19 protein-coding genes and 1 tRNA gene are annotated in these 22458 nt (G+C 63.4%); 7 read left to right on the forward strand and 13 right to left on the reverse strand.

Annotated elements, in window-relative coordinates; all coding sequences use genetic code 11:
• Positions 1–59 precede the first annotated feature (59 nt).
• From J3489_RS20365 to J3489_RS20380, 4 genes are all read right to left on the reverse strand, one after another.
• A complete protein-coding gene (locus J3489_RS20365) occupies positions 60–1703 on the reverse strand; it encodes an ABC transporter ATP-binding protein (protein WP_207001032.1) in 1644 nt (547 codons plus the stop codon).
• Positions 1700–2812, reverse strand: a complete 1113-nt coding sequence (locus J3489_RS20370) for an ABC transporter permease (RefSeq protein ID WP_207001033.1) — start codon at positions 2810–2812, stop codon at positions 1700–1702. The genes J3489_RS20365 and J3489_RS20370 overlap by 4 nt, the downstream gene beginning before the upstream one ends.
• Before the next feature lie 246 nt (positions 2813–3058).
• Complete coding sequence (locus J3489_RS20375; RefSeq protein ID WP_207001034.1) at positions 3059–4099, reverse strand: microcin C ABC transporter permease YejB; 1041 nt, start codon at positions 4097–4099, stop codon at positions 3059–3061.
• Between the two features lie 76 nt (positions 4100–4175).
• Positions 4176–6128: an extracellular solute-binding protein gene (locus J3489_RS20380; protein WP_207001036.1), complete on the reverse strand. Its 1953-nt coding sequence runs from the start codon at positions 6126–6128 to the stop codon at positions 4176–4178.
• A gap of 122 nt (positions 6129–6250) precedes the next feature.
• On the opposite strand from J3489_RS20380, the gene fabI reads away from it, so the two are divergent.
• Entirely contained in the window at positions 6251–7042 is a 792-nt protein-coding gene (fabI, locus tag J3489_RS20385; protein WP_207001038.1) for an enoyl-ACP reductase FabI, read from the forward strand.
• A 109-nt stretch (positions 7043–7151) separates the two neighbouring features.
• Here the strand turns inward: fabI and J3489_RS20390 are convergent, their stop codons facing one another.
• From J3489_RS20390 to cysS, 7 genes are all read right to left on the reverse strand, one after another.
• Positions 7152–7505 (reverse strand): hypothetical protein, encoded by a 354-nt coding sequence (locus J3489_RS20390; protein WP_207001041.1) that lies wholly within the window; start codon positions 7503–7505, stop codon positions 7152–7154.
• A 366-nt stretch (positions 7506–7871) separates the two neighbouring features.
• Positions 7872–7965: transfer RNA gene (locus J3489_RS20395), tRNA-Ser, on the reverse strand.
• A gap of 150 nt (positions 7966–8115) precedes the next feature.
• Entirely contained in the window at positions 8116–9366 is a 1251-nt protein-coding gene (locus tag J3489_RS20400) for an aspartate kinase (RefSeq protein WP_207001042.1), read from the reverse strand.
• 402 nt (positions 9367–9768) lie between these two features.
• On the reverse strand, positions 9769–11190 hold the full coding sequence (tilS, locus tag J3489_RS20405; protein WP_207001043.1) for a tRNA lysidine(34) synthetase TilS: 1422 nt from the start codon (positions 11188–11190) through the stop codon (positions 9769–9771).
• Between the two features lie 48 nt (positions 11191–11238).
• Positions 11239–12210, reverse strand: coding sequence for an acetyl-CoA carboxylase carboxyltransferase subunit alpha (locus J3489_RS20410; protein WP_207001044.1), 972 nt, complete (start codon positions 12208–12210; stop codon positions 11239–11241).
• Positions 12211–12321: 111 nt separating this feature from the next.
• Positions 12322–13320, reverse strand: coding sequence for a DNA-3-methyladenine glycosylase family protein (locus tag J3489_RS20415; protein ID WP_207001045.1), 999 nt, complete (start codon positions 13318–13320; stop codon positions 12322–12324).
• Between the two features lie 47 nt (positions 13321–13367).
• Positions 13368–14765: a cysteine--tRNA ligase gene (gene cysS, locus J3489_RS20420; protein WP_207001046.1), complete on the reverse strand. Its 1398-nt coding sequence runs from the start codon at positions 14763–14765 to the stop codon at positions 13368–13370.
• Positions 14766–15004: 239 nt separating this feature from the next.
• Here cysS and J3489_RS20425 point away from each other — a divergent pair, with 239 nt between their 5' ends.
• From J3489_RS20425 to J3489_RS20440, 4 genes are all read left to right on the forward strand, one after another.
• The gene (locus J3489_RS20425) at positions 15005–15715 is read left to right on the forward strand and encodes a tetratricopeptide repeat protein (RefSeq protein ID WP_207001047.1); all 711 of its coding nucleotides are present in this window, start codon (positions 15005–15007) and stop codon (positions 15713–15715) included.
• 42 nt (positions 15716–15757) lie between these two features.
• On the forward strand, positions 15758–16339 hold the full coding sequence (locus tag J3489_RS20430; protein WP_207001048.1) for a peptidylprolyl isomerase: 582 nt from the start codon (positions 15758–15760) through the stop codon (positions 16337–16339).
• Between the two features lie 102 nt (positions 16340–16441).
• On the forward strand, positions 16442–16936 hold the full coding sequence (locus J3489_RS20435; RefSeq protein ID WP_207001049.1) for a peptidylprolyl isomerase: 495 nt from the start codon (positions 16442–16444) through the stop codon (positions 16934–16936).
• A gap of 2 nt (positions 16937–16938) precedes the next feature.
• Complete coding sequence (locus tag J3489_RS20440) at positions 16939–17778, forward strand: UDP-2,3-diacylglucosamine diphosphatase (RefSeq protein WP_207001051.1); 840 nt, start codon at positions 16939–16941, stop codon at positions 17776–17778.
• Between the two features lie 6 nt (positions 17779–17784).
• On the opposite strand, the gene cysE is transcribed toward J3489_RS20440, so the two are convergent.
• Both cysE and J3489_RS20450 read right to left on the reverse strand, forming a co-directional pair.
• A complete protein-coding gene (gene cysE, locus J3489_RS20445; RefSeq protein ID WP_207001052.1) occupies positions 17785–18552 on the reverse strand; it encodes a serine O-acetyltransferase in 768 nt (255 codons plus the stop codon).
• A gap of 249 nt (positions 18553–18801) precedes the next feature.
• Positions 18802–19647 carry an RNA methyltransferase gene (locus tag J3489_RS20450; protein WP_207001053.1) on the reverse strand — a complete coding sequence of 282 codons (846 nt, stop codon included), beginning with the start codon at positions 19645–19647 and terminating at the stop codon, positions 18802–18804.
• A 402-nt stretch (positions 19648–20049) separates the two neighbouring features.
• Between J3489_RS20450 and J3489_RS20455 the strand changes: the two genes are divergently transcribed.
• Together J3489_RS20455 and lplT are read left to right on the forward strand one after the other, a co-directional pair.
• Entirely contained in the window at positions 20050–20850 is an 801-nt protein-coding gene (locus tag J3489_RS20455; protein WP_207001054.1) for an inositol monophosphatase family protein, read from the forward strand.
• Between the two features lie 187 nt (positions 20851–21037).
• A complete protein-coding gene (lplT, locus tag J3489_RS20460; protein WP_207001055.1) occupies positions 21038–22336 on the forward strand; it encodes a lysophospholipid transporter LplT in 1299 nt (432 codons plus the stop codon).
• Positions 22337–22458 lie beyond the last annotated feature (122 nt).

Below are 22458 nucleotides of genomic sequence, written 5' to 3' on the forward strand. Positions count from 1 at the left end.
ATAGAAATGTCAAAACAAATTAAAAAATACAATTGAGATAACCCGGTCATTGGGACAAATCAGGCTTGCAATGCCGCTTTCAGTAGCTTTCGCGTGTAAGGATGCGCCGGAGCGGAGAAGATTTTTTCGACATCCCCGCTTTCGACGATCAATCCATCCTGCATGACCATCACGCGATGCGCCATCGCGCCGATCACCTCGAGATCGTGGCTGATGAACACGAAACCGAGGTTGTATTTGTTCTGCAGATTGGCAAGTAACTTCAGCACTTGCTGCTGGATCGACACGTCGAGCGCGCTCGTCGGCTCGTCGAGAATCAGGATGCGCGGTTCGAGCACCAGCGCCCGCGCAATCGCGATCCGCTGACGCTGCCCGCCGGAAAATTCATGCGGATAGCGCGAGAGCGCCGTACGATCCATCCCCACTTCTCGCAGCACCGCGATGATTTTTTCGCGCCGCGCGGCGGCGTCGAGCTGCGGACGGTGCAGCGCGAGGCCTTCGCCGACGATCCGCTCGATGGTCTGCCGCGGCGACAGCGAGCTGAATGGGTCCTGAAATACGACCTGCATATTCGAGCGCAACACCGTTTGCTCGCGTCCGCGATAGCTCGCGAGCGGCCGGCCTTGAAACTCGACCTCGCCTTCCGACGTACGTTGCAAGCCGAGCAGCGCCATCGCGAGCGTCGATTTGCCCGAGCCCGATTCGCCGACGATCCCGAGCGTCTCCCCTTGCTTCACCGTCACGTTCGCGTTCGCGACAGCGGTGAACCGTCCGGAGCGAAACCAGCCGCTAAAACCCGGCAGCTTCGTGCGAAACGCGACCGAAACGCCGCGTGCTGCGAGCAGGACCGGTGCGATCGGCAGGACCGGCTCGACCGCGCGCTGCGGCCGGCTGTTCAGAAGGCGCTGCGTGTAGGGATGTTGGGGCTCGGAAAAGATCTGCTCGACCGGACCGCTCTCGACCAGCACGCCCCGCTCCATCACCGCCACCCGGTGCGCGAAGCGGCGCACGAGGTTGAGGTCGTGCGTGATCAGCAGCACGGCCATCCCGCGCTTTTCAGCCTCGTCGCGCTGCAGCTCCAGCAGCAGGTCGACGATCTGCGCGCGGATCGTGACGTCGAGCGCCGTCGTCGGCTCGTCGGCGAGCAGGAGACGCGGACGGCACGCGAGCGCCATCGCGATCATCGCGCGCTGCCGCTGGCCACCCGACAACTGGTGCGCGTAGCTGTTCACACGCTTTTCCGGCTCGGCGATACCGGTGCGCGCCAGCAGCGCGATCGCCCGCTTCTTCGCTTCCGCTTGCGACACGCCGTCGTGCAGCACGATCGTCTCCGCGATCTGGTCGCCGATCGTGTAGAGCGGGTTGAGCGCCGTCATCGGCTCCTGGAAGATCATCGCGATATCGGAGCCGCGCAGGCCGCGCATCTGGCGCTCGCTCTTTTGCGTCAGGTCCTGTCCCGCAAAACGGATCGAACCGCTCACTTCGGCGTCGCGCAAGAGACGCAGGATGGCGAGCGCCGTCACGCTCTTGCCCGAGCCCGACTCGCCCACGAGGGCGACGCGCTCGCCGCGCCCGATCGCCAGCGTCACATCGTTGACGGCGAGCGTGTCGCCGAAGCTCACGCGCAAGCCCTCGAGCGAGAGCAACGGCTCGCCTGCGGCGGCGGCGTTCGAATTCGCGTCCGGTGTGATCGGCGCGCTCATTGATTACCTCCGGCGCGCATCGCGTCGGCGATCCGCGTATCGAGCGCATTGCGCAAAGCGTCGCCCATGAACGTCAGCAAGAGCAGCGTCGCGACGAGCACGCCGAACGTCGAGAGCGAGATCCACCATGCGTCGAGATTCGCCTTGCCCTGGGCGAGCAATTCGCCGAGGCTCGGCGTCGGCGGCGGCACGCCGAGGCCGAGGAAATCGAGGCTCGTCAGCGCAAGAATCGACCCGCTCATCCGGAACGGCAGAAACGTGATGACGGGCGTGAGACTGTTGGGCAGCACATGGCGCCAGATGATCTGCCAGTTCGACAGGCCCATCGCGCGCGCCGCACGCACGTAATCCTGCGTGCGGTTGCGCAGGAACTCCGCGCGCACGTAGTCCGACAAGCCGATCCATCCGAACAGCGACAGCAGCACGATCAGCAGCAGGAAGCTCGGCTCGAAGATCGACGCAAAGATGATCAGCAGATAGAGCTCGGGCAGCGAGCTCCAAATCTCGATCAACCGTTGCCCGACGATATCGATTCGTCCGCCGAAGTACCCCTGCACCGCGCCCGCAAGAATGCCGACCACCGTGCCGATGAACGTCAACACGAGGCCGAACTCGACCGAAACGCGAAAGCCATACAGTAGCCGCGCGAACAGATCGCGCCCCTGCGCATCGGTGCCGAGCCAGTTCTCGCGCGACGGCGGCGCCGGGTTCGGCTGGTTCGAGAAGTAGTTGAGCGTGTCGTAGTAGTAGTGATTCGGCGGGTAGATCGCGTAGTTGCCGGGCGCATCGAACCGGTGCCGGACATAGGGATCGAGATAGTCGGCCGGCGTCGGAAAATCGCCGCCGAAGGTCGTCTCCGCGTACGTCCTGACGATCGGGAAATAAAGGTGCCTGTCATAGCGGACGACGAGCGGCTTGTCGTTCGACCACAGCGGGCCTGCCAGGCTCGCGATAAACGCGACGACGAAGATGATGAGGCTCCAGTAGCCGAGGCGCTGCCGCTTGAAGCGCAGCCACACGCGACGCACAGGCGAAGGCGACACAAACGCGCGCGCGGGCTCGGTGCGGACTCGCGCGTCGCTATCGTTGCGGGGACGGACTCGGCTCATGTCGGTACGCGCCGGGCCGCCCCAAGCGTACCGACGCCCCCCTCGCGGCCCGAAGGAAGTCTCCCGCCCCGCGGCCCAAGGCCACTTGCTTCGGGGCGCAGGAAGTCCCCCGCCCCGTAGGAAGTCCCCCGCCCCGTAGGAAGTCCTCCGCCCCGTAGGAAGTCCCCTTGGGGGATTGGGGGATTGGGGAATTGGGGGATTGGGGGAGGGGGCAGCGTACGAAGTGGGCGTGAGGGCTGTGTCATTTCATCGCTCCAATTGTTCGAATTGAATTCGCGGATCGACCCAGACGTAGCAGAGATCGGAGATGAGCTTCGTCGCGAGCCCGATCAGCGTGAAGAGATAGAGCGTGCCGAGCACGACCGGATAGTCGCGCCGCACCACCGATTCGTACGACAGCAAGCCAAGGCCGTCGAGCGAAAAAAGCGTTTCGATCAACAGGCTCCCGGTGAAGAACGCGCCGATGAACGCCGCCGGAAAACCGACGATCAGCGGCAGCATCGCATTGCGAAACACGTGTTTCCAAAGCACACGGCGCTCGGAGAGACCCTTCGCGCGCGCAGTCAGCACGTACTGCTTGTGGATCTCGTCGAGAAAGGCGTTCTTCGTCAGCATCGTGACGACCGCAAAGCTGCCGACCACCGAAGCCGTGATCGGCAGCGTGATGTGCCACAGATAGTCAGCGATCTTGCCGCCCAAACTGAACTGCGCGAAGTTATCGGACGTAAGGCCGCGCAAGGGAAACAACTGCAGGAACGACCCGCCGCCAAACAGCACGAGCAGCAGCACGCCGAGCACGAAACCCGGAATCGCGTAACCGATGAGCACGATGAGGCTCGACACGAGGTCGAACGACGAACCGTTGCGCACGGCTTTCGCGATGCCGAGCGGCACCGATATCAGGTACGTGAGAAAAAAAGTCCATAAGCCGATGCTGATCGACACCGGCAGCTTCGACACGATCAACGACCACACGCTCTGGTGGTGAAAATAACTCTGGCCGAGATCGAAGCGCGCGAAGCGCGAGAGCATCAGCCAATAGCGTTCGAGCGGCGGCTTATCGAAACCGTAAAGCGCTTTCAACTGCGCGATCTGTTGAGCGTCGACGCCCGTGTGCGAGCGCAGCCCGAAAGGCGCGTGCCCTTCCGCTTGGCCCTTGCGCAACTCATAGGTCGCCTGCTCGACGGGGCCGCCCGGCACGAACTGGATCACGACGAACGTGACGGTCAACACGCCGAGCAGCGTCGGGATCATCAGCAGCACGCGTTTGAGAATGTAGCTCCACATGGACGGCCACCCTGAACAGGCAATAAACGAGCAATAACGTTAAGCAGGATCGGAAGTTTCAGCAGACGCGCAGATATCAATGCGCCTCGTCCGCCGCCTGCGTGGACGACGGCCGCGCAAACCACCACGTCGATATGATCCAGTCGTTCGCCTCATAGTACAGCGGCAACGTCTTCGGATACGCGAGCTCGCGCTTGTACGCGATCCGGTGCGTCGTGCTGTACCAGTGCGGCACCACATAGTAGCCATGCATGAGCACACGGTCGAGCGCACGAGCGGCATCGGTCAGTTGCTCGCGCGTCTGTGCATGGACCAGCGCGGAGAGAAGCTTGTCGACTGCGGGCGACTTGAGGCCCAGCATGTTGTCCGAGCCTTGCTCGTCGGCGGACTTGCTGCCGAAGCGGCTGACCTGCTCCTGCCCCGGCACGGGAGTGCCCGGCCAGCGGATCGTCGTCATGTCGTAGTCGAAAGCGTCGTAGCGCTTTTGGATCAGCGCGAAATCGACGGTGCGGAAGTTCACCGTGATCCCGAGCTTGGCCAGATTGCGGGTGTACGCCGTCACCACGGGCTCGAAGGCGCCGCCCGAGCCGCTGTCGTCGAGAATCTCGAACGTGAACGGCTGCCCTTTCGCATTTCGCAACGCACCGTCGCGGTAGGTCCAGCCGGCCTCCGCCAACAACGCGCGCGCCTTCAGCAAGTTCGCCCGCAGGGAATCGGGCGGGTCCGTATCCGGCTGGAGGGTCATCGGGCCGAACACGGCGGGATCCAGTTGCGCGCGCAACGGATTGAGCAGCGCCAATTCTCCGGCGCTCGGCATGCCTGTCGCCTGCATGTCGCTATCGGCAAAGTAGCTGTCGAGCCGCGTATAGCCGCCGAAGAACAGCTGGCGGTTAAGCCACTCAAAGTCGAACGCGAGATCGAGTGCTTTGCGTACGCGCACGTCCTGGAAGAGCGGCCGACGCAGGTTCATGAAGAAGCCCTGCATGCCGGCGCCGTTGTGATGCCGGAATTCGCGCTTGATCAGCTCGCCGTCGTCGAAGCGCTTGCCGACGTCGCGCCGCACCCAGTTGCGCGCAATATATTCGACGAGCGCGTCGTACTCACCCGCCTTGAACGCTTCAAGCCGCGCCGTGCTGTCCGAGTAGAGCTTGTAGGTGATGCGCTCGAAATTATTGGTGCCGACGCGCACGGGCAGCGACGCCCCCCAATAGGAGGGATCGCGCCGATAGGTGATCGTCCGCGCGTTCGAGTAGCTTTCGATCAAGTACGGCCCGCTGCCGAGCGGCTTTTGAAACGCAAGCTGATCGAACGGAGTGCGGCTGCCGTCGGGCTTCAACCCCCATTTGTGCGAAAACACCGGCATGCCGCCCGCAATCAGCGGCAACTCGCGGTTGGGCTGGCGGAACTCGAAGCGGATCGTCGCCGGATCGACGACCACCGCGCGTTTGATATCCGCGAAGAAGGCCGAGAATTGCGGCGCGGCTTGCGGGCTCGTCAACGTATCGAACGAAAATTTGACGTCGTTCGCCGTCACCGTGTCGCCGTTCGAAAAGCGCGCGCGCGGATTGATATGGTACGTGACCGACATGCGGTCCGGCGCGATTCGGATGTCGTCGGCAAGCAGGCCGTACGCGGAAGCGACCTCATCGGAGCTGCCGGTCGTCAGGCTTTCGAACAGCATGCCGATGCCGGGCGCCGGATTGCCGCGCATCGTGAACGGATTGAATTTGTCGAAGCTCGTGAGCCGGTCCGGGTTCGCGAGCACCAGCGTGCCGCCTTTCGGCGCGCCCGGATTCACGTAATCGAAGTGCTTGAAGTCCGGCGGATATTTCGGCTCGCCATATTGCGCGATCGCGTAGACGGCGTGCGCCGCATGCGGCACGAACAGCGCAAACGACGAACAGACGGCGATCAGAAAACGTGCCGCAAGCGCGTGTGTGCGATGCAAAAGGCGGGCGCGCAAACACGCGCCGAAGAGCGCGCGCCGTTGCACGCGTCGTGGAGAGGCCCCGCGCGAGCCAGTCGTCATATTGGTTTATTGGTCAGTTGGCGATTGCAATATGAGAGAATTCTAACCAAAATCCCGCACCGGCCGGCCGGACGCACCCTTTCGCGCGACGGCACGGCGCGCCGACTTCATTAGGAGAATTCATGGGCTTTCTCGCTGGTAAACGCATTTTGCTGACAGGACTGCTGTCGAACCGTTCGATCGCTTACGGCATCGCGCAGGCCTGCAAACGCGAAGGCGCCGAGTTGGCGTTCACGTACGTCGGCGATCGCTTCAAGGATCGCATCACCGAATTCGCCGCCGAGTTCGGCAGCAATCTCGTGTTCCCGTGCGATGTCGCGGACGATGCGCAGATCGACGCGCTCTTCGCGTCGCTCAAGGACCATTGGCCGAGCCTCGACGGCCTCGTTCACTCGATCGGCTTTGCGCCGCGCGAAGCGATCGCGGGCGATTTCCTCGACGGCATGACGCGCGAGAATTTCCGCATCGCACACGACATCTCCGCGTACAGCTTCCCGGCACTCGCAAAAGCCGCATTGCCGATGCTCTCGGAAAATGCCGCATTGCTGACCCTCTCCTACCTCGGCGCCGAAAAGGCGATTCCGAACTACAACACGATGGGCATGGCGAAAGCCGCACTCGAAGCGAGCGTGCGTTACCTCGCCGTTTCGCTCGGCAAGAAAGGCATTCGCGTGAACGCGATCTCGGCCGGCCCGATCAAGACGCTCGCGGCGAGCGGCATCAAGGGTTTCGGCAAGATCCTCGAGTTCGTCGAAGAGAGCGCGCCGCTCAAGCGCAACGTGACGATCGAACAAGTCGGCAACGCAAGCGCATTCCTGCTGTCGGATTTGGCGAGCGGCGTGACGGCCGAGATCATGCACGTCGATAGCGGCTTCAGCGCGGTGGTCGGCGGGATGGCCGCAGCCGGCGAATAAACGCAAAATCGCCGACGGTGTTTGAAGAATTCTCGTCGGCACCACAAAAAAAACCGCCCTGAATGAAGGGGCGGTTTTTTCGTCTCACGCGGGCGACACCGGAGCCGCGTCAATCTCGGTGCCAGCCGTGGCCGCGGTCATGATCACCATGCCAGCCGTAGCCCGGGCCACCATGATGGCGATACCAATCGTCGCGATCCCAATAGCGACGACCATCCCAGTAGCGGTCGCCATGCCAGCCGATCACGATCGCCGGGCCGCCATAGACCGGCGCGGCATACACGGGCGCCGGCTGATAGACGACCGGCGGCGGGGGCGGCGGTGCATAAACCGGAGCAGGCGCGACATACACCGGCGCCGGAATGCCGATATTGATGCCGACGTCCACATGCGCCATGGCGGCGCTCGAAACGCCAATTGCCAAACCCCCGACGAGCAGCGAAAGAATGCGTGCGGATTTCATGAACTCACCTTTTGTGCGAAATGTGGTGTTGCTGAGTGCAATATAGCGTACCGACCCAGGCCGGCGTATTTCAAACTTGTAACTACTGATGCACAAGATCGCCGCAGCCAATTGGCGTTACGTTTCGTTACACGGTGTGGTTTTCAAACCAAACTACTCGCGCGAAGGCAGACCGAACATGGATAACATGCCGCCGACTGGCCCCTCGCGCATCTTTCCACTTCCTTCATCGAGGAGGTATTTGATTGGCTATCCGAATTAAAAAAATGAATATGAAGCGGCTAACGAAACACGGAGGGAAATTCCGCGCTCCAAAAAAACAAAACCCCGTAGAACAGCAGTTCTACGGGGTTTCGCCGCCATTGCTGGCGGAGACGGAGGGATTCGAACCCTCGATCCAGGTTTTGGCCCAGATGCTCCCTTAGCAGGGGAGTGCCTTCGACCTCTCGGCCACGTCTCCCAAACCTTCGCTCGCGCAGGGAGTCAGCGCGACGAAGCCAAGATGATAGCGGGTTCGCGAACGAAGGTCAAACTTATGGCGCAATTTTACCGCCAGGTTTGACGATCCGCTTCGCAGGTGTTGCGCACACCGCCGCCTGCCTCGTTTGTGTTACGCCTGATCGAGTTCGAATGCCTTATGCAGCGCACGCACGGCGAGCTCCATGTACTTCTCGTCGATCAGCACCGAGATCTTGATTTCGGAGGTCGAGATCATCTGGATGTTGATGCCCTCTTCCGACAGCGTGCGGAACATCGTGCTCGCAATGCCGACGTGCGAGCGCATGCCCACGCCCACCACCGACACCTTCGACACCTTCGGATCGCCCAGCACCTGTTCGGCGTTCACGTGGCCCTTCACTTGATTGACGAGAATGTCCATCGCGCGCTGGTAGTCGCCGCGGCCGACCGTGAACGTGAAGTCGGTTTTGCCTTCGACGCTCTGGTTCTGGATGATCATGTCGACATCGATATTCGCATCCGCCACCGGGCCGAGAATCTGATACGCGATGCCCGGCTTGTCGGGCACGCCCATCACCGCGATGCGGGCTTCGTCGCGCTGGAACGCGATTCCGGAGATGACTGCTTTTTCCATGGTCTCGTCTTCTTCAAAAGTGATCAGGGTGCCCGACGTCATTTCCTCTTCGAGCGAGATCTGCGGATCGGTCAGGCTCGACAGCACGCGCGTCTTCACCTGGTATTTGCCGGCGAATTCCACCGAGCGGATCTGCAAGACCTTCGAACCCAGGCTTGCCATTTCCAGCATTTCTTCAAACGTCACGCGATCGAGCCGGCGCGCGCAGTCGACGACGCGGGGGTCCGTCGTATAGACGCCGTCGACGTCGGTATAGATCAGGCATTCGTCCGCCTTCAAAGCGGCCGCGACCGCGACCGCCGAGGTATCGGAACCACCGCGGCCGAGCGTCGTGATGTGGCCTTCGGGATCGACACCCTGGAAGCCCGTGATGACGACCACTTTGCCGTCGTTGAGATCGCGCATTACGCGCTCGTCGTCGATCGTGTGAATGCGGGCTTTCGTGAAGGAGCTGTCGGTTTTGATCGGGACCTGCCAGCCGGCGTAGCTCACGGCTTCGACGCCGAGTTCTTGTAACGCGATCGACAGGAGGCCGACGCTGACCTGTTCGCCGGTGGCCGCAATCATGTCGAGTTCGCGCGGGCTCGGCTGGCTCGTGATCTCTTTCGCGAGGCCGAGGAGACGGTTGGTTTCGCCGGACATCGCCGACGGCACGACGACCATCTGGTGGCCGGCCTTGTGCCATTTCGCGACGCGCTTGGCGACGTTCTTGATGCGCTCGACCGAGCCCATCGAGGTGCCGCCGTATTTATGTACGATGAGTGCCATTGTCGTTCTGAACTGGAAGAGTGACCGCGCCGCTTCATGTGCTGAACGTGCTGAATGCGCTCAACGGACCGCAAGACCGCCGTTCGGTCACACGCCTTGTGAGCTTAGGACGACGACGAAGGGTGGCGGCGAAGGCATGCACGAGTTGCCGCTGGGCATGCGCGGGTTTGCTCGTTAAATAGATGCAAGAGACCGCAAAGGGCCGCTAAATACGCAAAAATGATGCGCGGGCGGCAGCAAAAGCGGATTGAGCAAACGATTGAGCGTACTCGATCGACGCCGAAAAGACAAGCCGGACGCCGCGGAAAAACGCGCCCAAAGGCTTGTGCGCAAAGGATTTGCACGCATTCGAGGGGTATCGCCGCCCGCCGTGGGAAACGCGGCCCCAATGCCGCCTTCTCATCAAGTGATCAGCAAATCGGGGCGCCATTCGATACGCCGGCGCGGCTGACCCGTCAGTAGCGGCGGTTGGCCGCGCAGCGCTTCGCGGTTCACGCCGATCAGCGGGACGAAGAGCAGTTGGCCGCCGCAGTAGACAACCGGTACGTCCCGCTTCCACGCCGGCACGCCGAGTTCCTGGAACAGGTTCTTCAGCGTGCGCGTCCGGCCGTGCGGCGCCACGCGCATGCGCTCACCACCCGCTCGCGAGCGAGCCGACAACGGCGCGTGCGCAAGCAGCGCTTCAGGGACGGCGCCAGGGTCGTCGTCCGCGACGGGCACAAAAACAAGCGAGCCGCGCCAGAGCGGCAAACGCCAGACCTCCTCGCCTCGCCAGATCAACTCGCTTGGCGCCCTGGCCTCGATTGCGGTTTCGTCGGCCGGATCCGCGCTATCCCCCGCTTCCCAATAGACGTGATCGCGATACAAGCGCAGACATTGCCCTGCGTGATCGACACGCAAGCGATGCTCGTCGCGTGCGTCGCGCAACTGGCGCAACGCATCGGTGAGACGCCCCGTCGAGGCGGCCGGCATGCCGAGCGAGCGCATCCAAAAGCGGATGACGTTCAGCGCTCGCTCGTCATCCAGCGCGAGCAGCGCAGCGCGCGACAAAGCGCGGCCTTCATCGGACGAAACCGTCTGCATGTCGAGTTCGGCAAGGTCGTCGAGCAGGCGCTGCGCGCTCGCCGCATGCCGCGCCGCGCGCGCGAGCGCATCGCGAAAACCGGGGAAATGCACGGCGAGCGCCGGAATGACCTCGTGGCGTAGCGCATTGCGCGCGTAGCGGGTGTCCGCGTTCGATTCGTCGTCGATCCAGCGAAGTCCGTGCGTCTGCGCATAGGTCTCGAGCTGTCCTCTCAGCAGAAAGAGCAGCGGCCGCACACGCGGCACCGTCGACGCACCCTCGACGCGCTGCGGCGCCATCGCCGCGAGCCCGGCGACGCCCGCGCCGCGCAGCAATTGCAGCAGCACGGTCTCGGCTTGATCGTCGGCGTGCTGGGCGAGCCAAAGCGCGACGGCGCCATGATGCGCACACATGGCATCGAGCGCGCGATATCGCGCGTCGCGCGCCATCGCTTCGACACTCTCGCCGGGGGCGCGCGCCACTTCGACGTGCTGCGCCTCGAAGCTCACGCCGTGCGCGCGCGCCGTCGCCTCGCAATGTGCAAGCCATTGATCCGCATTCGGGCTGAGGCCGTGGTGGACATGCAGCGCGACACAGCGCGCCGGACCGGCCACGCGCACCGCTGCGTCGAGCAGCACCGTCGAATCGAGTCCGCCGCTGTACGCGAGCGCAATACGTGCGTCATCGGGCAGCCCTGAAAGCGCACTGCCGATCGCTTCGAGAACGATGCGATCGGCAGCGGAGTCAGCAGAGGAAGTCACGGCAGCAAGGCGCGTAGCGCCCGAGCGAGAACGAGCCGCCGGTGCGCGTCATGCGCCCGGCGTCGTTTCCTTGAACTTGCCGTACGCCATCAGACGTTCGAAGCGGCGCTCACGCAGGTCTTGCGTGCTCATGCCCTGGAACTGGCGCAGTGTGTCGGCGAGCGCGCGGCGCAGCAGCGCCGCCATACCCTTCGGGTCGCGATGCGCGCCGCCCAGCGGCTCGTTGACGATCTTGTCGATGAGACCGAGCGCCTTCAGACGATGCGCGGTCAAGCCCAGCGCCTCGGCGGCCTCCGGCGCCTTGGCCGCGCTCTTCCACAAAATCGACGCACAGCCTTCCGGCGAAATCACCGAGTAGGTCGAGAACTGGAGCATCAGCACGCTGTCGGCTACCGCGATTGCGAGCGCGCCGCCCGAGCCGCCCTCGCCGATCACGGTCGCCATGATCGGCGTCTTGAGCTCGGCCATCACATATAGATTGCGGCCGATCGCTTCCGACTGCCCGCGCTCTTCCGCGCCGATGCCTGGATACGCGCCCGGCGTGTCGATGAACGTGAAGATCGGCAAACCGAACTTCTCGGCAAGACGCATGAGACGCTCGGCCTTCCGATAGCCTTCCGGACGCGGCATGCCGAAGTTGCGCGCCGCGCGCTCCTTCGTATCGCGGCCCTTCTGCTGGCCGATCACCATGCACGGATGGCCGTTGAAACGCGCGAGACCGCCGATGATCGACAAATCGTCCGCATACGAGCGGTCCCCGTGCAGTTCATGAAAATCGGTGAACAGCTCATTGACGTAGTCGAGCGTGTAGGGACGCTGCGGATGACGCGCGATTTGCGAAACCTGCCAGGGCGTCAGGCTCGCGTAGAGGTCCTTCGTGAGCTGCTGGCTTTTCTTCGACAGCCGCTCGATTTCTTCCGAAATATCGACAGCGGAATCGTCCTGCACGAAGCGCAATTCTTCAATCTTCGCTTCGAGTTCAGCGATAGGCTGTTCGAAATCCAGAAATGTAGTTTTCATTTGTTCGAATCCTTGGACTTGCCGGGCAGCGCGTATTCTAACCGCGCCCGCCAGCGTCAAGATCAGATCGCAACTATCAATTATAAGATATCGATAGCCGGTGCAGGCGCGTCATTCGCGATTCGCGAGCGGATCGAGGCTGCGCCACATATACCAGGTCGCAACCGTGCGCCACGGCTCCCAATTCGCGGCAACTTCACGCGCCTCGCTGCGCGTGACCGGTTCTCCGCTGAAATAGTTGACGCTGATCGCGCGAATGAGGCCAAGGTCGTCGAGCGGCAAAACGTCGGGCCGCGACAGGTTGAAGATCAGGAACATCTCCGCGGTCCAGCGGCCGATGCCGCGAATTTGCGTGAGCTCGGCAATGACCGCCTCGTCTTCCATCGACATCCATTTGTCGACGTGCAGAGCGCCCGATACGAAGTGCTGTGCAAGATCGAGAATGTATTCGGATTTGCGCTTCGACAGGCCGCAACCGGCCAGCTGTTCCTGGCCGAGCTTGATGAACTGCTGCGGCGCAAGCTTCGGGCAGACCGCTTCGATGCGCTCCCACACGGCCTGCGCCGCCTGCACGGAAATCTGCTGGCCGACGACCGACCGCGCGAGCGTGACGAACGGATCGCCGCCGTTGATGAGATGCACCGGCCCGAACTTCGGAATCAGCTTCTTGAGAATGCGATCGCGCTTGACGAGGTCTGCGCAAGCGCCGTCCCAGTACGGAGGACGCGTGACGGCCGGAGTCAGGCCGCTGATCTGCACCGGCACGGCCGCTTCCGGCGTCGAGCCCGCACGGGTCTTGCGTACGACCTCGCCGTCGTGCGCGTTATCGCGTGCGAATTCCTGAACCTCGGCAGAGCCTGCCGAACCGTTGGGCTTGCCCGCTTTCCCCTTCGATGCGCGCGCCGACTTCGTCGCACGCCCGGCGCTGCCATTGAGCAAACGTTTAGCGGCTGCCGTTTTGGCCACCGCCTTCTTTAGGGGGGGCACCTGACTGCCGTCGTCCGGCGATGCCTTCGACACGCCCGTCTTGCGCGCGCGTGCCGTCTTGACTGCTGCCGCGGATTGTTGCGGCGCCGCCCGTTTAGCCGGCGCCTTCCTGGCCGTTGCCATCTTGCCTCCTGCCTGGCGAGTCGATCAGAGGGATTTCCGATGCGCGCTCATACGCGGCGCCACTCGGTCAACCCGCCCGGTTTGTCTTCAAGCGCAATTCCGGCTTCGAGCAATGCATTGCGAATCCGGTCTGCTTCGGCATAGTTCTTCGCCTGCTTCGCGGCGACGCGCGCGGCGATCTGCGCTTCGATCGCGGCGACGTCGAGCGACGCTTCGTTCGCGCTGCCGCCCGCCTGCTGCAGGAACGCGCGCGGATCGCGGCCAAGCAGGCCGACGACTTGCGCAAGCCCCTTCAACTGACGCGCAAGCGCTGCGTCGCGCGTGCGATTCACCTCACCCGCCAATTCGAACAGCACCGACACCGCTACCGGCGTATTGAAGTCATCGTTCATCGCCGCGCGGAACCGCTGCGCATGCGCTTCGGTCCAGTCGAGCGGCCTATCGTCGGCACCCGCCTCTTTCAAAGCAACATATAGACGCGTAAGCGCTGCGCGAGCGTCGTCGAGGTGCACATCGCTATAGTTGAGCGGCGAACGATAATGCGCACGTGCGATGAAGAAACGCACGACTTCCGCATCGTATTTCGCGAGCACGTCGCGGATCGTGAAGAAGTTGCCGAGCGATTTCGACATCTTTTCATTGTCGATCTGAACGAAACCGTTGTGCATCCAATAACTGACGAAGGTTTGATTCGTCGCGCCTTCGCTCTGCGCTATTTCGTTCTCATGGTGCGGAAACTGCAGGTCCTGGCCGCCGCCGTGCAAGTCGAAATGCTCGCCGAGCAGCGTGCAGCTCATCGCCGAGCATTCGATATGCCAGCCGGGACGGCCGCGTCCGTATGGCGACTCCCAGATCGTATCGGCCGGCTCGTCGGGTTTCGCGCTTTTCCACAGCACGAAATCGAGCGGATCTTCCTTTGCGTCATTCGCCGCCACTCGCTCGCCCGCGCGCAAATCTTCGAGCGACTTGCCCGACAGCTTGCCGTAGTTCGCGAACTTGCGCACTGCATAATTGACATCGCCGTCTTTGGCCCGATACGCATAACCGTTTGCTTCGAGCCGCTCGATCATGCCAAGCATCTGCGGGATGAAATCGGTTGCACGCGGCTCGATGTCAGGACGCTCGATGCCGAGCGCATCCGCGTCTTCGTGCATCGCGGCGATGAACCGGTCGGTCAGCGCCTTGATCGTCTCGCCGTTCTCGACAGCGCGGCGAATGATCTTATCGTCGACATCGGTGATGTTGCGCACGTAAGTGACTTGATAGCCCAGGGCGCGCAGCCACCGCTGCACGATGTCGAACACGACCATCACGCGCGCGTGGCCGACGTGGCAATAGTCGTACACCGTCATCCCGCAGACGTACATCCGCACCTCGCCCGCGCGGCGCGGAACGAATAGTTGCTTGTCACGCGCGAGCGTGTTGTAGATGCGCAGAGATTCCATAGAGACGATGCGAAGGCCGAGAGATATCCGCACTTGGCGCCGCACGCCGCGCATTCGAAGCACATGGCGGGCGCGGCGCATGTGACAGAACCGGTGCGCGAGCGTGAACGCTTGAAGCTGCGGTCAAACTGCGATCGAGGCGGAGACGACCACGAGTGGCGATAGACAGTCTGCCGTTCGAGGAAACTGGCGGACGTTTTGTTAGAATGGGCCGCAGTATAACATCCCGACTTGAGCCTATGAAACCTTCCAGCGGCCGCGCGCCCCGCGCTGCGACCCTTGCCGCGGCCATGCTGTGCGGCATTGCTCTGACTGCGCTGCCGGGCATCGCCGCGCACGCGCAACAAGTGTCGACGGCGGTAGCCGACGGCACGCCCCAGATCGACGCGTTGATCGCCGGCCAGAACTGGAATGAGGCACTTTCCCAGCTCGACGCACGCATCAAGACGAACCCGCGCGACGCGCAGGCGAAGTTCAAGCGCGGCACCGTGCTCGCGCAGCTGAATCGCGACGACGAAGCGATCCAGCAATTCGTCGAGTTGACGCAAACCTATCCGGAACTGCCCGAGCCCTACAACAACCTGGCGGCGCTTTACGCAAAGGAAGGCCGCTACGACGATGCACGCGCCGCGCTCGTGACGGCCGTCAAAGCCAACCCAAGCTACGGCCTCGCGTACGAAAATCTCGGCGACTTGTACCTGCGGCTTGCCGCCGAGTCGTACAAGCGCGCCCAGTCGTTCGGCCATGCGAGCGGCGCGACCGCGCAACGCCTTGCCGACCTCCAGAAAGTGATCTCTCCGCCTGCGTCGGCGAAGAAGACTGCGAAAGCGGCAGCGCCGGTTTCGGCTCCCACGCCGACGTTCCCGGTCACCTCCTCGCCGTCGTTCCAGTACGGCGCCGGCTCGAACGGGTCGCTGGCCTTGCCGCCTTACGTCGCGCCGTCGCAATAAGCGACGCACGCGGCTCCCATTTTCTCCACCCTGAGGAATTTCATGAAAAGCTTGTTGTTGGCGCTCGGCAGCGCCGCTCTGATCGCGAACGCTCCCGCCTTTGCGCAAACGGCCGCGCCCGCCGCGCATCCGACCGTCCTCATCAAGACGACGGACGGCGACATCCGCGTCGAGCTGTACCCCGAGAAGGCGCCGAAGACCGTCGCCAACTTCCTCGACTACGTGAAATCCGGCCAATACAGCGGCACGATCTTCCACCGCGTGATTCCCGGCTTCATGATCCAGGGTGGCGGCTACACGGCGAGCTACGCCGAGAAGCCGACGCGCGCGCCGATTCCGCTCGAAAGCAAGAACGGGCTGAAGAATACGGCCGGCACGATCGCGATGGCCCGCACGAGCGACCCGAACTCGGCCACCGCGCAGTTCTTCATCAATACCGTCGACAACGCCGGCCTCGACTATCCGAACCCGGACGGCAACGGCTACGCGGTGTTCGGCAAGGTGATCTCCGGCATGGATGTCGTCAAGAAGATCGAGGGCACGCCGACCGCGACGCGCGGCCCGATGTCCGACGTCCCGCAAACCCAGATCGTGATCGAATCGGCCAGCGTCGTTTCAAAATAAGCGTCAGCTAACGCAACCGGCGGGAACGCGCTAACTTAGTGAAATATGGCGTAGTTCGCGCGGCCCCGCCCGCTCCCTCACCCCCTACTCAAGGATCGAATCATGGTCGAACTGCATACGAACCACGGCATCATCAAGCTCGAACTGGACGCCGAGAAGGCGCCGAAGTCGGTCGAGAACTTCCTGAACTACGTGAAAAAAGGCCACTACGACAATACGGTGTTTCACCGCGTGATCGACGGCTTCATGATTCAAGGCGGCGGCTTCGAGCCGGGCATGAAGCAAAAGCAGACCGACGCACCGATCGACAACGAAGCGAACAACGGCCTGAAGAACGTGACGGGATCGATTGCGATGGCGCGCACGAACGATCCGCATTCGGCTACGGCACAATTTTTCATCAACGTGAACGACAACGACTTCCTGAACCACTCGTCACCGACGCCGCAAGGCTGGGGCTACGCGGTGTTCGGCAAAGTCGTCGAAGGGCTCGACGTCGTCGACAAGATCAAGAAGGTGAAAACGGGCTCGAAGGGCTTTCATCAGGACGTGCCCGTTGACGATGTCGTGATCGAAAAGGCTGTCATCGTCGATTGAGATTGAGCACGACTCTCTTACGGGAGAAGAGCGTTGCGGGGCGGCAGGATACGCCACGTAGCGTCGCGGCGGGCGTGCCGGGCGAAGTCGGTCACACGCGTCCGCACGCGCCGCGCCCGCTCCTCTTTATCTCCGACCTCCATTTGAGCGAGGCGATCCCGCGCACGGTCGCCGCGTTCGATCACTTCGTCCGCGTGACGGCCGACAACGCCGATTCTGTCTTCATTCTCGGCGACCTGTTCGAATATTGGATCGGCGACGACATGCTCGCGGCCGATCCTTTCGCCGCGCGCATGACGACGCTGATGCACACGCTGTCCGAGCGCGGTATCGCGCTCTACATCATGCACGGCAACCGCGATTTCCTGCTCGGCAAGCGCTTTATGAAAGCGGCCGGCGCGATCTGGCTGCCCGATCCGTTCGTCATGACCGCGTTCGGCGCGCGCATCGTGCTCGCACACGGCGACGCACTTTGCACCTCAGACCGCAAATATCAGACTTTTCGCCGCTTTGCGCGCAGCCGCGCGGCGCAACTGCTTTTTCTCGCCTGGCCGTTCAAATGGCGCCGCGCGCTTGCCGAACGGATGCGCAGCGCGAGCGAGGAAGGACGCATCAGGCCGGTTTCGCCGCTCTACGACGTCACGAGTGAAGGGGTGGAAACGCTCTTCAAGTCGAGCCGGACGACGACCATGATTCACGGCCACACGCACCGTCCCGCACGCCATCAGGAACACGGCGGCACGCGCTGGGTCTTGCCGGACTGGGATCTCGACCACGGCAAGCGGCGCGGCGGCTACCTTCGCATCGACGCCGAAGGCATTCGAGCGTTTCCGCTCGACTGACGGGCATCACTGCCCGACCGCTTTCCCTCCGATCGCCGCCGACAGGCGCCGCAAGTCGACGAGCGCCGCGTCCGCGCCCTGCAGCGCCTCGAGACGCGCGCCGAGCCGCTCGAGCGCAGCGACGATTTCGTCGACTCGCTGCGTCTCCTTCGCGGCGTGATCGATCAGCCCGTGCAAAGCCAGCGACACCGGGTCGTCCGCGTTCGGCGTGATGCCGTACGCGCAGAACGCCATGCTGTGCTGCGTGCGCTTGGTATCGGCGGGCATCACGACGCGCGCCGGATTGCCGACCGCCGTGCCGCCCGCCGGCACAGGCTTCACGACGACCGCGTTCGAGCCGATTTTCGCTTCGGCGCCGATCGTGAAGCCGCCCAGCACCTTTGCGCCAGCGCCGACAATCACGCCGCGCGCGAGCGTCGGGTGACGCTTGGCGCCGCGCGTGAGCGACGTGCCGCCGAGCGTCACGCCTTGGTAGATCGTGCAGTCGTCGCCGACTTCTGCCGTCTCGCCGATCACGACGCCCATCCCGTGATCGATGAATACGCGCCGGCCGATCGTCGCGCCGGGGTGGATTTCGATGCCTGTCAGGAAGCGCGCGAACTGCGAAACGAAGCGTGCAAGCCAGCGGCGCTTGCCGCGCCAGCATGTGTGCGCGACTCGGTGCAGCACCAGCGCGTGCAGGCCCGGATAGCACGTGAGTACTTCCCAGGCGCTGCGAGCGGCGGGGTCGCGCTCGCGGATCGTGGCAATGTCTTCGCGAAGTCTCGTGAACATGATCGTGATCGTTAGGTAAAACGGTCGCGGCGCGCGACAGCGAAAGCACGGAATAGCGGATCCGCAGATTTGCTTATGACGAACGGACCGATTGTAGGGCGAAGCCTGCGGACGTGCTGGCCGCCCTTTTTCGCCACAACGCGCGCGGGGGTATTCGGCGCTGCCGCAAGCCGGAAGGCGTAGTGCGCGATGCACCGCAATGGCGCGAAAATCGCTGAAACCGGCGCTCCGAAGTCCTCGCGCCCGCCATCACTTCTCCGTGCCGCGCGCCTTGAGCAAGATGTGCTTGGCGATGCCGCGCACGATGTTCACTTCCTCGCGCTCGAGCCCCGAGCGCGCGAAAAGCCGCCGCAATCTCGACATCAGCTTCTTCGGATTCGCGGGATCGAGAAACGCCAGCGCGATCAGCGCGTTCTCCAAATGGACGAACATCCGCTCGATCTCGTCGCTGGACGCGCGCGGGCCACCGGTGTCGGCGGGGGCCGGGGCCTCGAGGCCCGATTCGCCGAGATACGCCATGCGCAGCTCGTAGCACAAGACCTGGACGGCTTGCGCGAGATTGAGCGAGCTATAGGCGGGATTGGCCGGGATATGCGCCAGCGCGCTGCAGCGCTCGACGTCTTCATTCGAAAGGCCCGTGCGCTCATTGCCGAACACTAGCGCGATATCGCCGTTCGCCGCGTGCCGGCATGCCTCCATCGCGGCCGCGCGCGGCGCGAGTTGCGGCGGACCGTACTCGCGCAGCCGCGCCGTGAGCGCAATCGACCAGTGCACGCCCGTCAGCGCATCGGCGAGCGTGGGCACGACGTGGACGGAAGCGAGCACATCGTCGGCGCCGCTCGCCATCGCGATCGCTTCCGGATCGCTCTGCACGTGCGCAACCCGCGGCGAGACGAGCACCAGCCGCGAAAAGCCCATTGTCTTGAGCGCGCGCGCCGCGGCGCCGACATTGCCGGGGTGGCTCGGCTCGACGAGCACGAAGCGCGTCGAGGTAAAGCCGCCGCGCGGCGAGCCGGCGCAATCGGTTGCCGAGGACGGAGCGCCGCCCGACGGTTCGCTGCCGGGCCGATGATGCGGTGTGTTTGAATGGTTCAAGATGACCCGATGAAAACCGTGAAAAGCAGCCAACGGCAAGCTCGCCGGGGGACCTGCCCGAATTGACGATGAAGTGAGTATGGTATCGCCAACCTCAGACGAACCCAATCTGCTGTTCGGCCAGGTTGCGCCTGTTACACGAGTACCCGCAGACTGAAGTCAAGCCGAACCGGTCAAGGCCGGGTGCCTCGGGCGCGCGGCGCTCTGCCGGAATGCGCCCGAGTCGGGTAAAATCACGCCGTTCGCGCGCGCCGCACGCCGTCGTCGATTGGCCCGCAGCCCGCGCCCTGCTCTTCTTCAATTCGTCTCCGTCGACGGAATTCGTGCCCGTACACGCGTTCCGGCCGGTTTAGCTCATTACCGGGCAGCGCTCGCGCCTTCCCGGCACAAGGAACCAGGCTCATGCATCCCATGCTCAACATCGCCGTCAAGGCCGCCCGTCGCGCCGGACAGATCATCAACCGCGCCTCGCTCGATCTCGATCTGATCCAGGTCAGCAAGAAGCAGCACAACGATTTCGTCACGGAGGTCGACAAGGCATCGGAAGCGGCAATCATTGATACGCTGAAGACTGCCTACCCCGACCACGCCATCCTCGCCGAAGAATCCGGCCGCTCGGAGAACGAATCCGAGTACCAGTGGATCATCGATCCGCTCGACGGCACGACCAATTTCATTCACGGCTTCCAGTACTACTGCGTTTCGATCGCGCTTGCGCACAAGGGCATCGTCACGCAGGCCGCCGTCTACGACCCGACGCGCAACGATCTCTTCACGGCATCGCGCGGCCGCGGCGCCTACCTGAACGATCGGCGCATCCGCGTCGGGCGACGCGATCGGCTTGCCGACTCGCTGATCGGCACGGGCTTTCCGTTCCGCGAAAAGGACGGCCTCGACGCGTATTGCCGCCTGTTCGCCGAAATGACCCAAGCGTGCACGGGCCTGCGCCGCCCCGGCGCTGCGGCACTCGATCTCGCCAACGTCGCCGCTGGCCGCATGGACGGCTTTTTCGAGCAAGGCATCAGCGCGTGGGACATGGCGGCCGGCAGCCTGCTGGTTACGGAAGCCGGCGGCCTCGTCGGCAACTACACGGGCGACTCCGACTTCCTGCATCTCGGTGAAATCGTCACTGGGAACCCGAAGGTGTACGCACAAATGGTGCCGATCCTGAGCCCCTACAGCCGTACCCGGCAAGCGGCCTGACGCGAGGCAATGAAAGCGGCCCCGGCCGCTTTTTTTGTTGCAAGACCGTGTTGCAGGTCCCCGCGCTCGTGCTACCCGCTCCTCGCTGCCCCAGCCAGGGTGCCGGCATGCTTCGCGCACGCTTCGATTTCGATGCTTGCCGCAGCGGCCAAAACCGCGGCGGCACACAGCATGGGTCCCGCGCTTCATGAAAAAAGGCTTCTATACGATCATCGCCGCTCAGTTCGTGTCGTCGCTCGCCGATAACGCGTTGCTGATCGCTGCGATCGCATTGCTCAGCGTGATGCAGGCTGCCGCCTGGGTCACGCCGCTGTTGCAGATCTTCTTCACGATCTCTTACGTCTTGCTGGCGCCTTTTGTCGGCGCATTCGCCGACGCGCTGCAAAAACGTCACGTCATGTTCGCGTCGAACGCGCTGAAAGCGTGCGGCTGCCTGTTGATGATCGCGGGCGTCCATCCGATGATCGCGTATGGCGTGGTCGGGTTCGGCGCCGCCGCCTATTCGCCCGCCAAATACGGGATTCTCACCGAGCTGCTGCCGCCCGAGCGGCTGATTGCGGCGAACGCATGGCTCGAATCGGCCACCGTGCTCTCGACGATCATCGGCACGATGATGGGCGGCGCACTGATCAGCCCCCTCGCCGAGCGTTTCGTCGCGCGCGTGCATTGGCCGTTCGTGCATTCGGCCGCCGACCTGGCGATGCTCGCCGTCATGCTGACTTACTTGGTGGCGGCACTCATCAACATCGACATTCCCGACACCGGGGCGCGCTACGCGAACCGCCTGCGCGAGCCCGGCAAGCTCGTCGGCGACTTCGTGCACTGCTTCAACGTGCTGTGGCTCGACAAGCTTGCGCAGATCGCGCTATGGGTCACGACGCTAATGTGGGGCGCGGCCGTCACGCTGCAGTTGCTCGTCCTCAAGTGGGCTGCGTCGAACTTGGGGTTGTCGTTGTCGAAGGCCGCAGTGATGCAGGGCGTGACGGGCATCGGCATTGCGGTCGGCGCGGCAGCCGCGGCGACCTGGATTCCGCTCGTACGCTCGCTAAAGGTGCTGCCGGTGGGGATCGCCGCAGGACTCGTCGCCGTCGGGATGGCGTTCTACAGCAAGGGGCTCTTCCCGCCTGGCGCGGGCTTGCGGTTCGGCAGCCTTTTCGCGCCGTTCTATATCGTGTTCGCGTATCCGCTGATGATCGGCCTCGGCGGCCTGGCGGGATTCTTCATCGTGCCGATGAACGCGCTCTTGCAGCATCGCGGCGCTACGCTGCTCTCGGCCGGTCATTCGATCGCCGTGCAGAACTTCAACCAGAATCTCGCCGTGCTGCTGATGCTCGGCGCCTACGCGCTGCTGTTGACCGCGAAGGTGCCGGCGCAGTGGATCATCGTCATCTTCGGCAGCTTCATCTGCCTGATGATCTGGCTCGCGAAACGCAAGAGCGCGGCCAACGCGCGCAAGGTGGATCTGCGCGCGCTCGTCGAAGAATGAGTGACGGAGCGGGACGCGGCAGCCCGGCTGCGGATTTCCCGGGACGTCTGGCGAAACGTTCGCGTTGGCCATTCGTCCAGGGTTCGTGCCCGACGTGCGCGGGTTAAACTCTCGCCCTATAT

This window comes from Trinickia mobilis, from assembly GCF_017315705.1.
GTDB classification, from domain to species: Bacteria; Pseudomonadota; Gammaproteobacteria; order Burkholderiales; family Burkholderiaceae; genus Trinickia_A; species Trinickia_A mobilis.

Excerpts from the sequence above, each read along its gene's own strand:
- J3489_RS20365 (WP_207001032.1), bottom strand. The coding sequence starts at position 1,703 with ATGAGCGCGCCGATCACACCGGACGCGAATTCGAACGCCGCCGCCGCA.
- J3489_RS20370 (WP_207001033.1), bottom strand. The coding sequence starts at position 2,812 with ATGAGCCGAGTCCGTCCCCGCAACGATAGCGACGCGCGAGTCCGCACC.
- J3489_RS20375 (WP_207001034.1), bottom strand. The coding sequence starts at position 4,099 with ATGTGGAGCTACATTCTCAAACGCGTGCTGCTGATGATCCCGACGCTG.
- J3489_RS20380 (WP_207001036.1), bottom strand. The coding sequence starts at position 6,128 with ATGACGACTGGCTCGCGCGGGGCCTCTCCACGACGCGTGCAACGGCGC.
- fabI (WP_207001038.1), top strand. The coding sequence starts at position 6,251 with ATGGGCTTTCTCGCTGGTAAACGCATTTTGCTGACAGGACTGCTGTCG.
- J3489_RS20390 (WP_207001041.1), bottom strand. The coding sequence starts at position 7,505 with ATGAAATCCGCACGCATTCTTTCGCTGCTCGTCGGGGGTTTGGCAATT.
- J3489_RS20400 (WP_207001042.1), bottom strand. The coding sequence starts at position 9,366 with ATGGCACTCATCGTACATAAATACGGCGGCACCTCGATGGGCTCGGTC.
- J3489_RS20410 (WP_207001044.1), bottom strand. The coding sequence starts at position 12,210 with ATGAAAACTACATTTCTGGATTTCGAACAGCCTATCGCTGAACTCGAA.
- J3489_RS20415 (WP_207001045.1), bottom strand. The coding sequence starts at position 13,320 with ATGGCAACGGCCAGGAAGGCGCCGGCTAAACGGGCGGCGCCGCAACAA.
- cysS (WP_207001046.1), bottom strand. The coding sequence starts at position 14,765 with ATGGAATCTCTGCGCATCTACAACACGCTCGCGCGTGACAAGCAACTA.
- J3489_RS20425 (WP_207001047.1), top strand. The coding sequence starts at position 15,005 with ATGAAACCTTCCAGCGGCCGCGCGCCCCGCGCTGCGACCCTTGCCGCG.
- J3489_RS20430 (WP_207001048.1), top strand. The coding sequence starts at position 15,758 with ATGAAAAGCTTGTTGTTGGCGCTCGGCAGCGCCGCTCTGATCGCGAAC.
- J3489_RS20435 (WP_207001049.1), top strand. The coding sequence starts at position 16,442 with ATGGTCGAACTGCATACGAACCACGGCATCATCAAGCTCGAACTGGAC.
- cysE (WP_207001052.1), bottom strand. The coding sequence starts at position 18,552 with ATGTTCACGAGACTTCGCGAAGACATTGCCACGATCCGCGAGCGCGAC.
- J3489_RS20455 (WP_207001054.1), top strand. The coding sequence starts at position 20,050 with ATGCATCCCATGCTCAACATCGCCGTCAAGGCCGCCCGTCGCGCCGGA.
- lplT (WP_207001055.1), top strand. The coding sequence starts at position 21,038 with ATGAAAAAAGGCTTCTATACGATCATCGCCGCTCAGTTCGTGTCGTCG.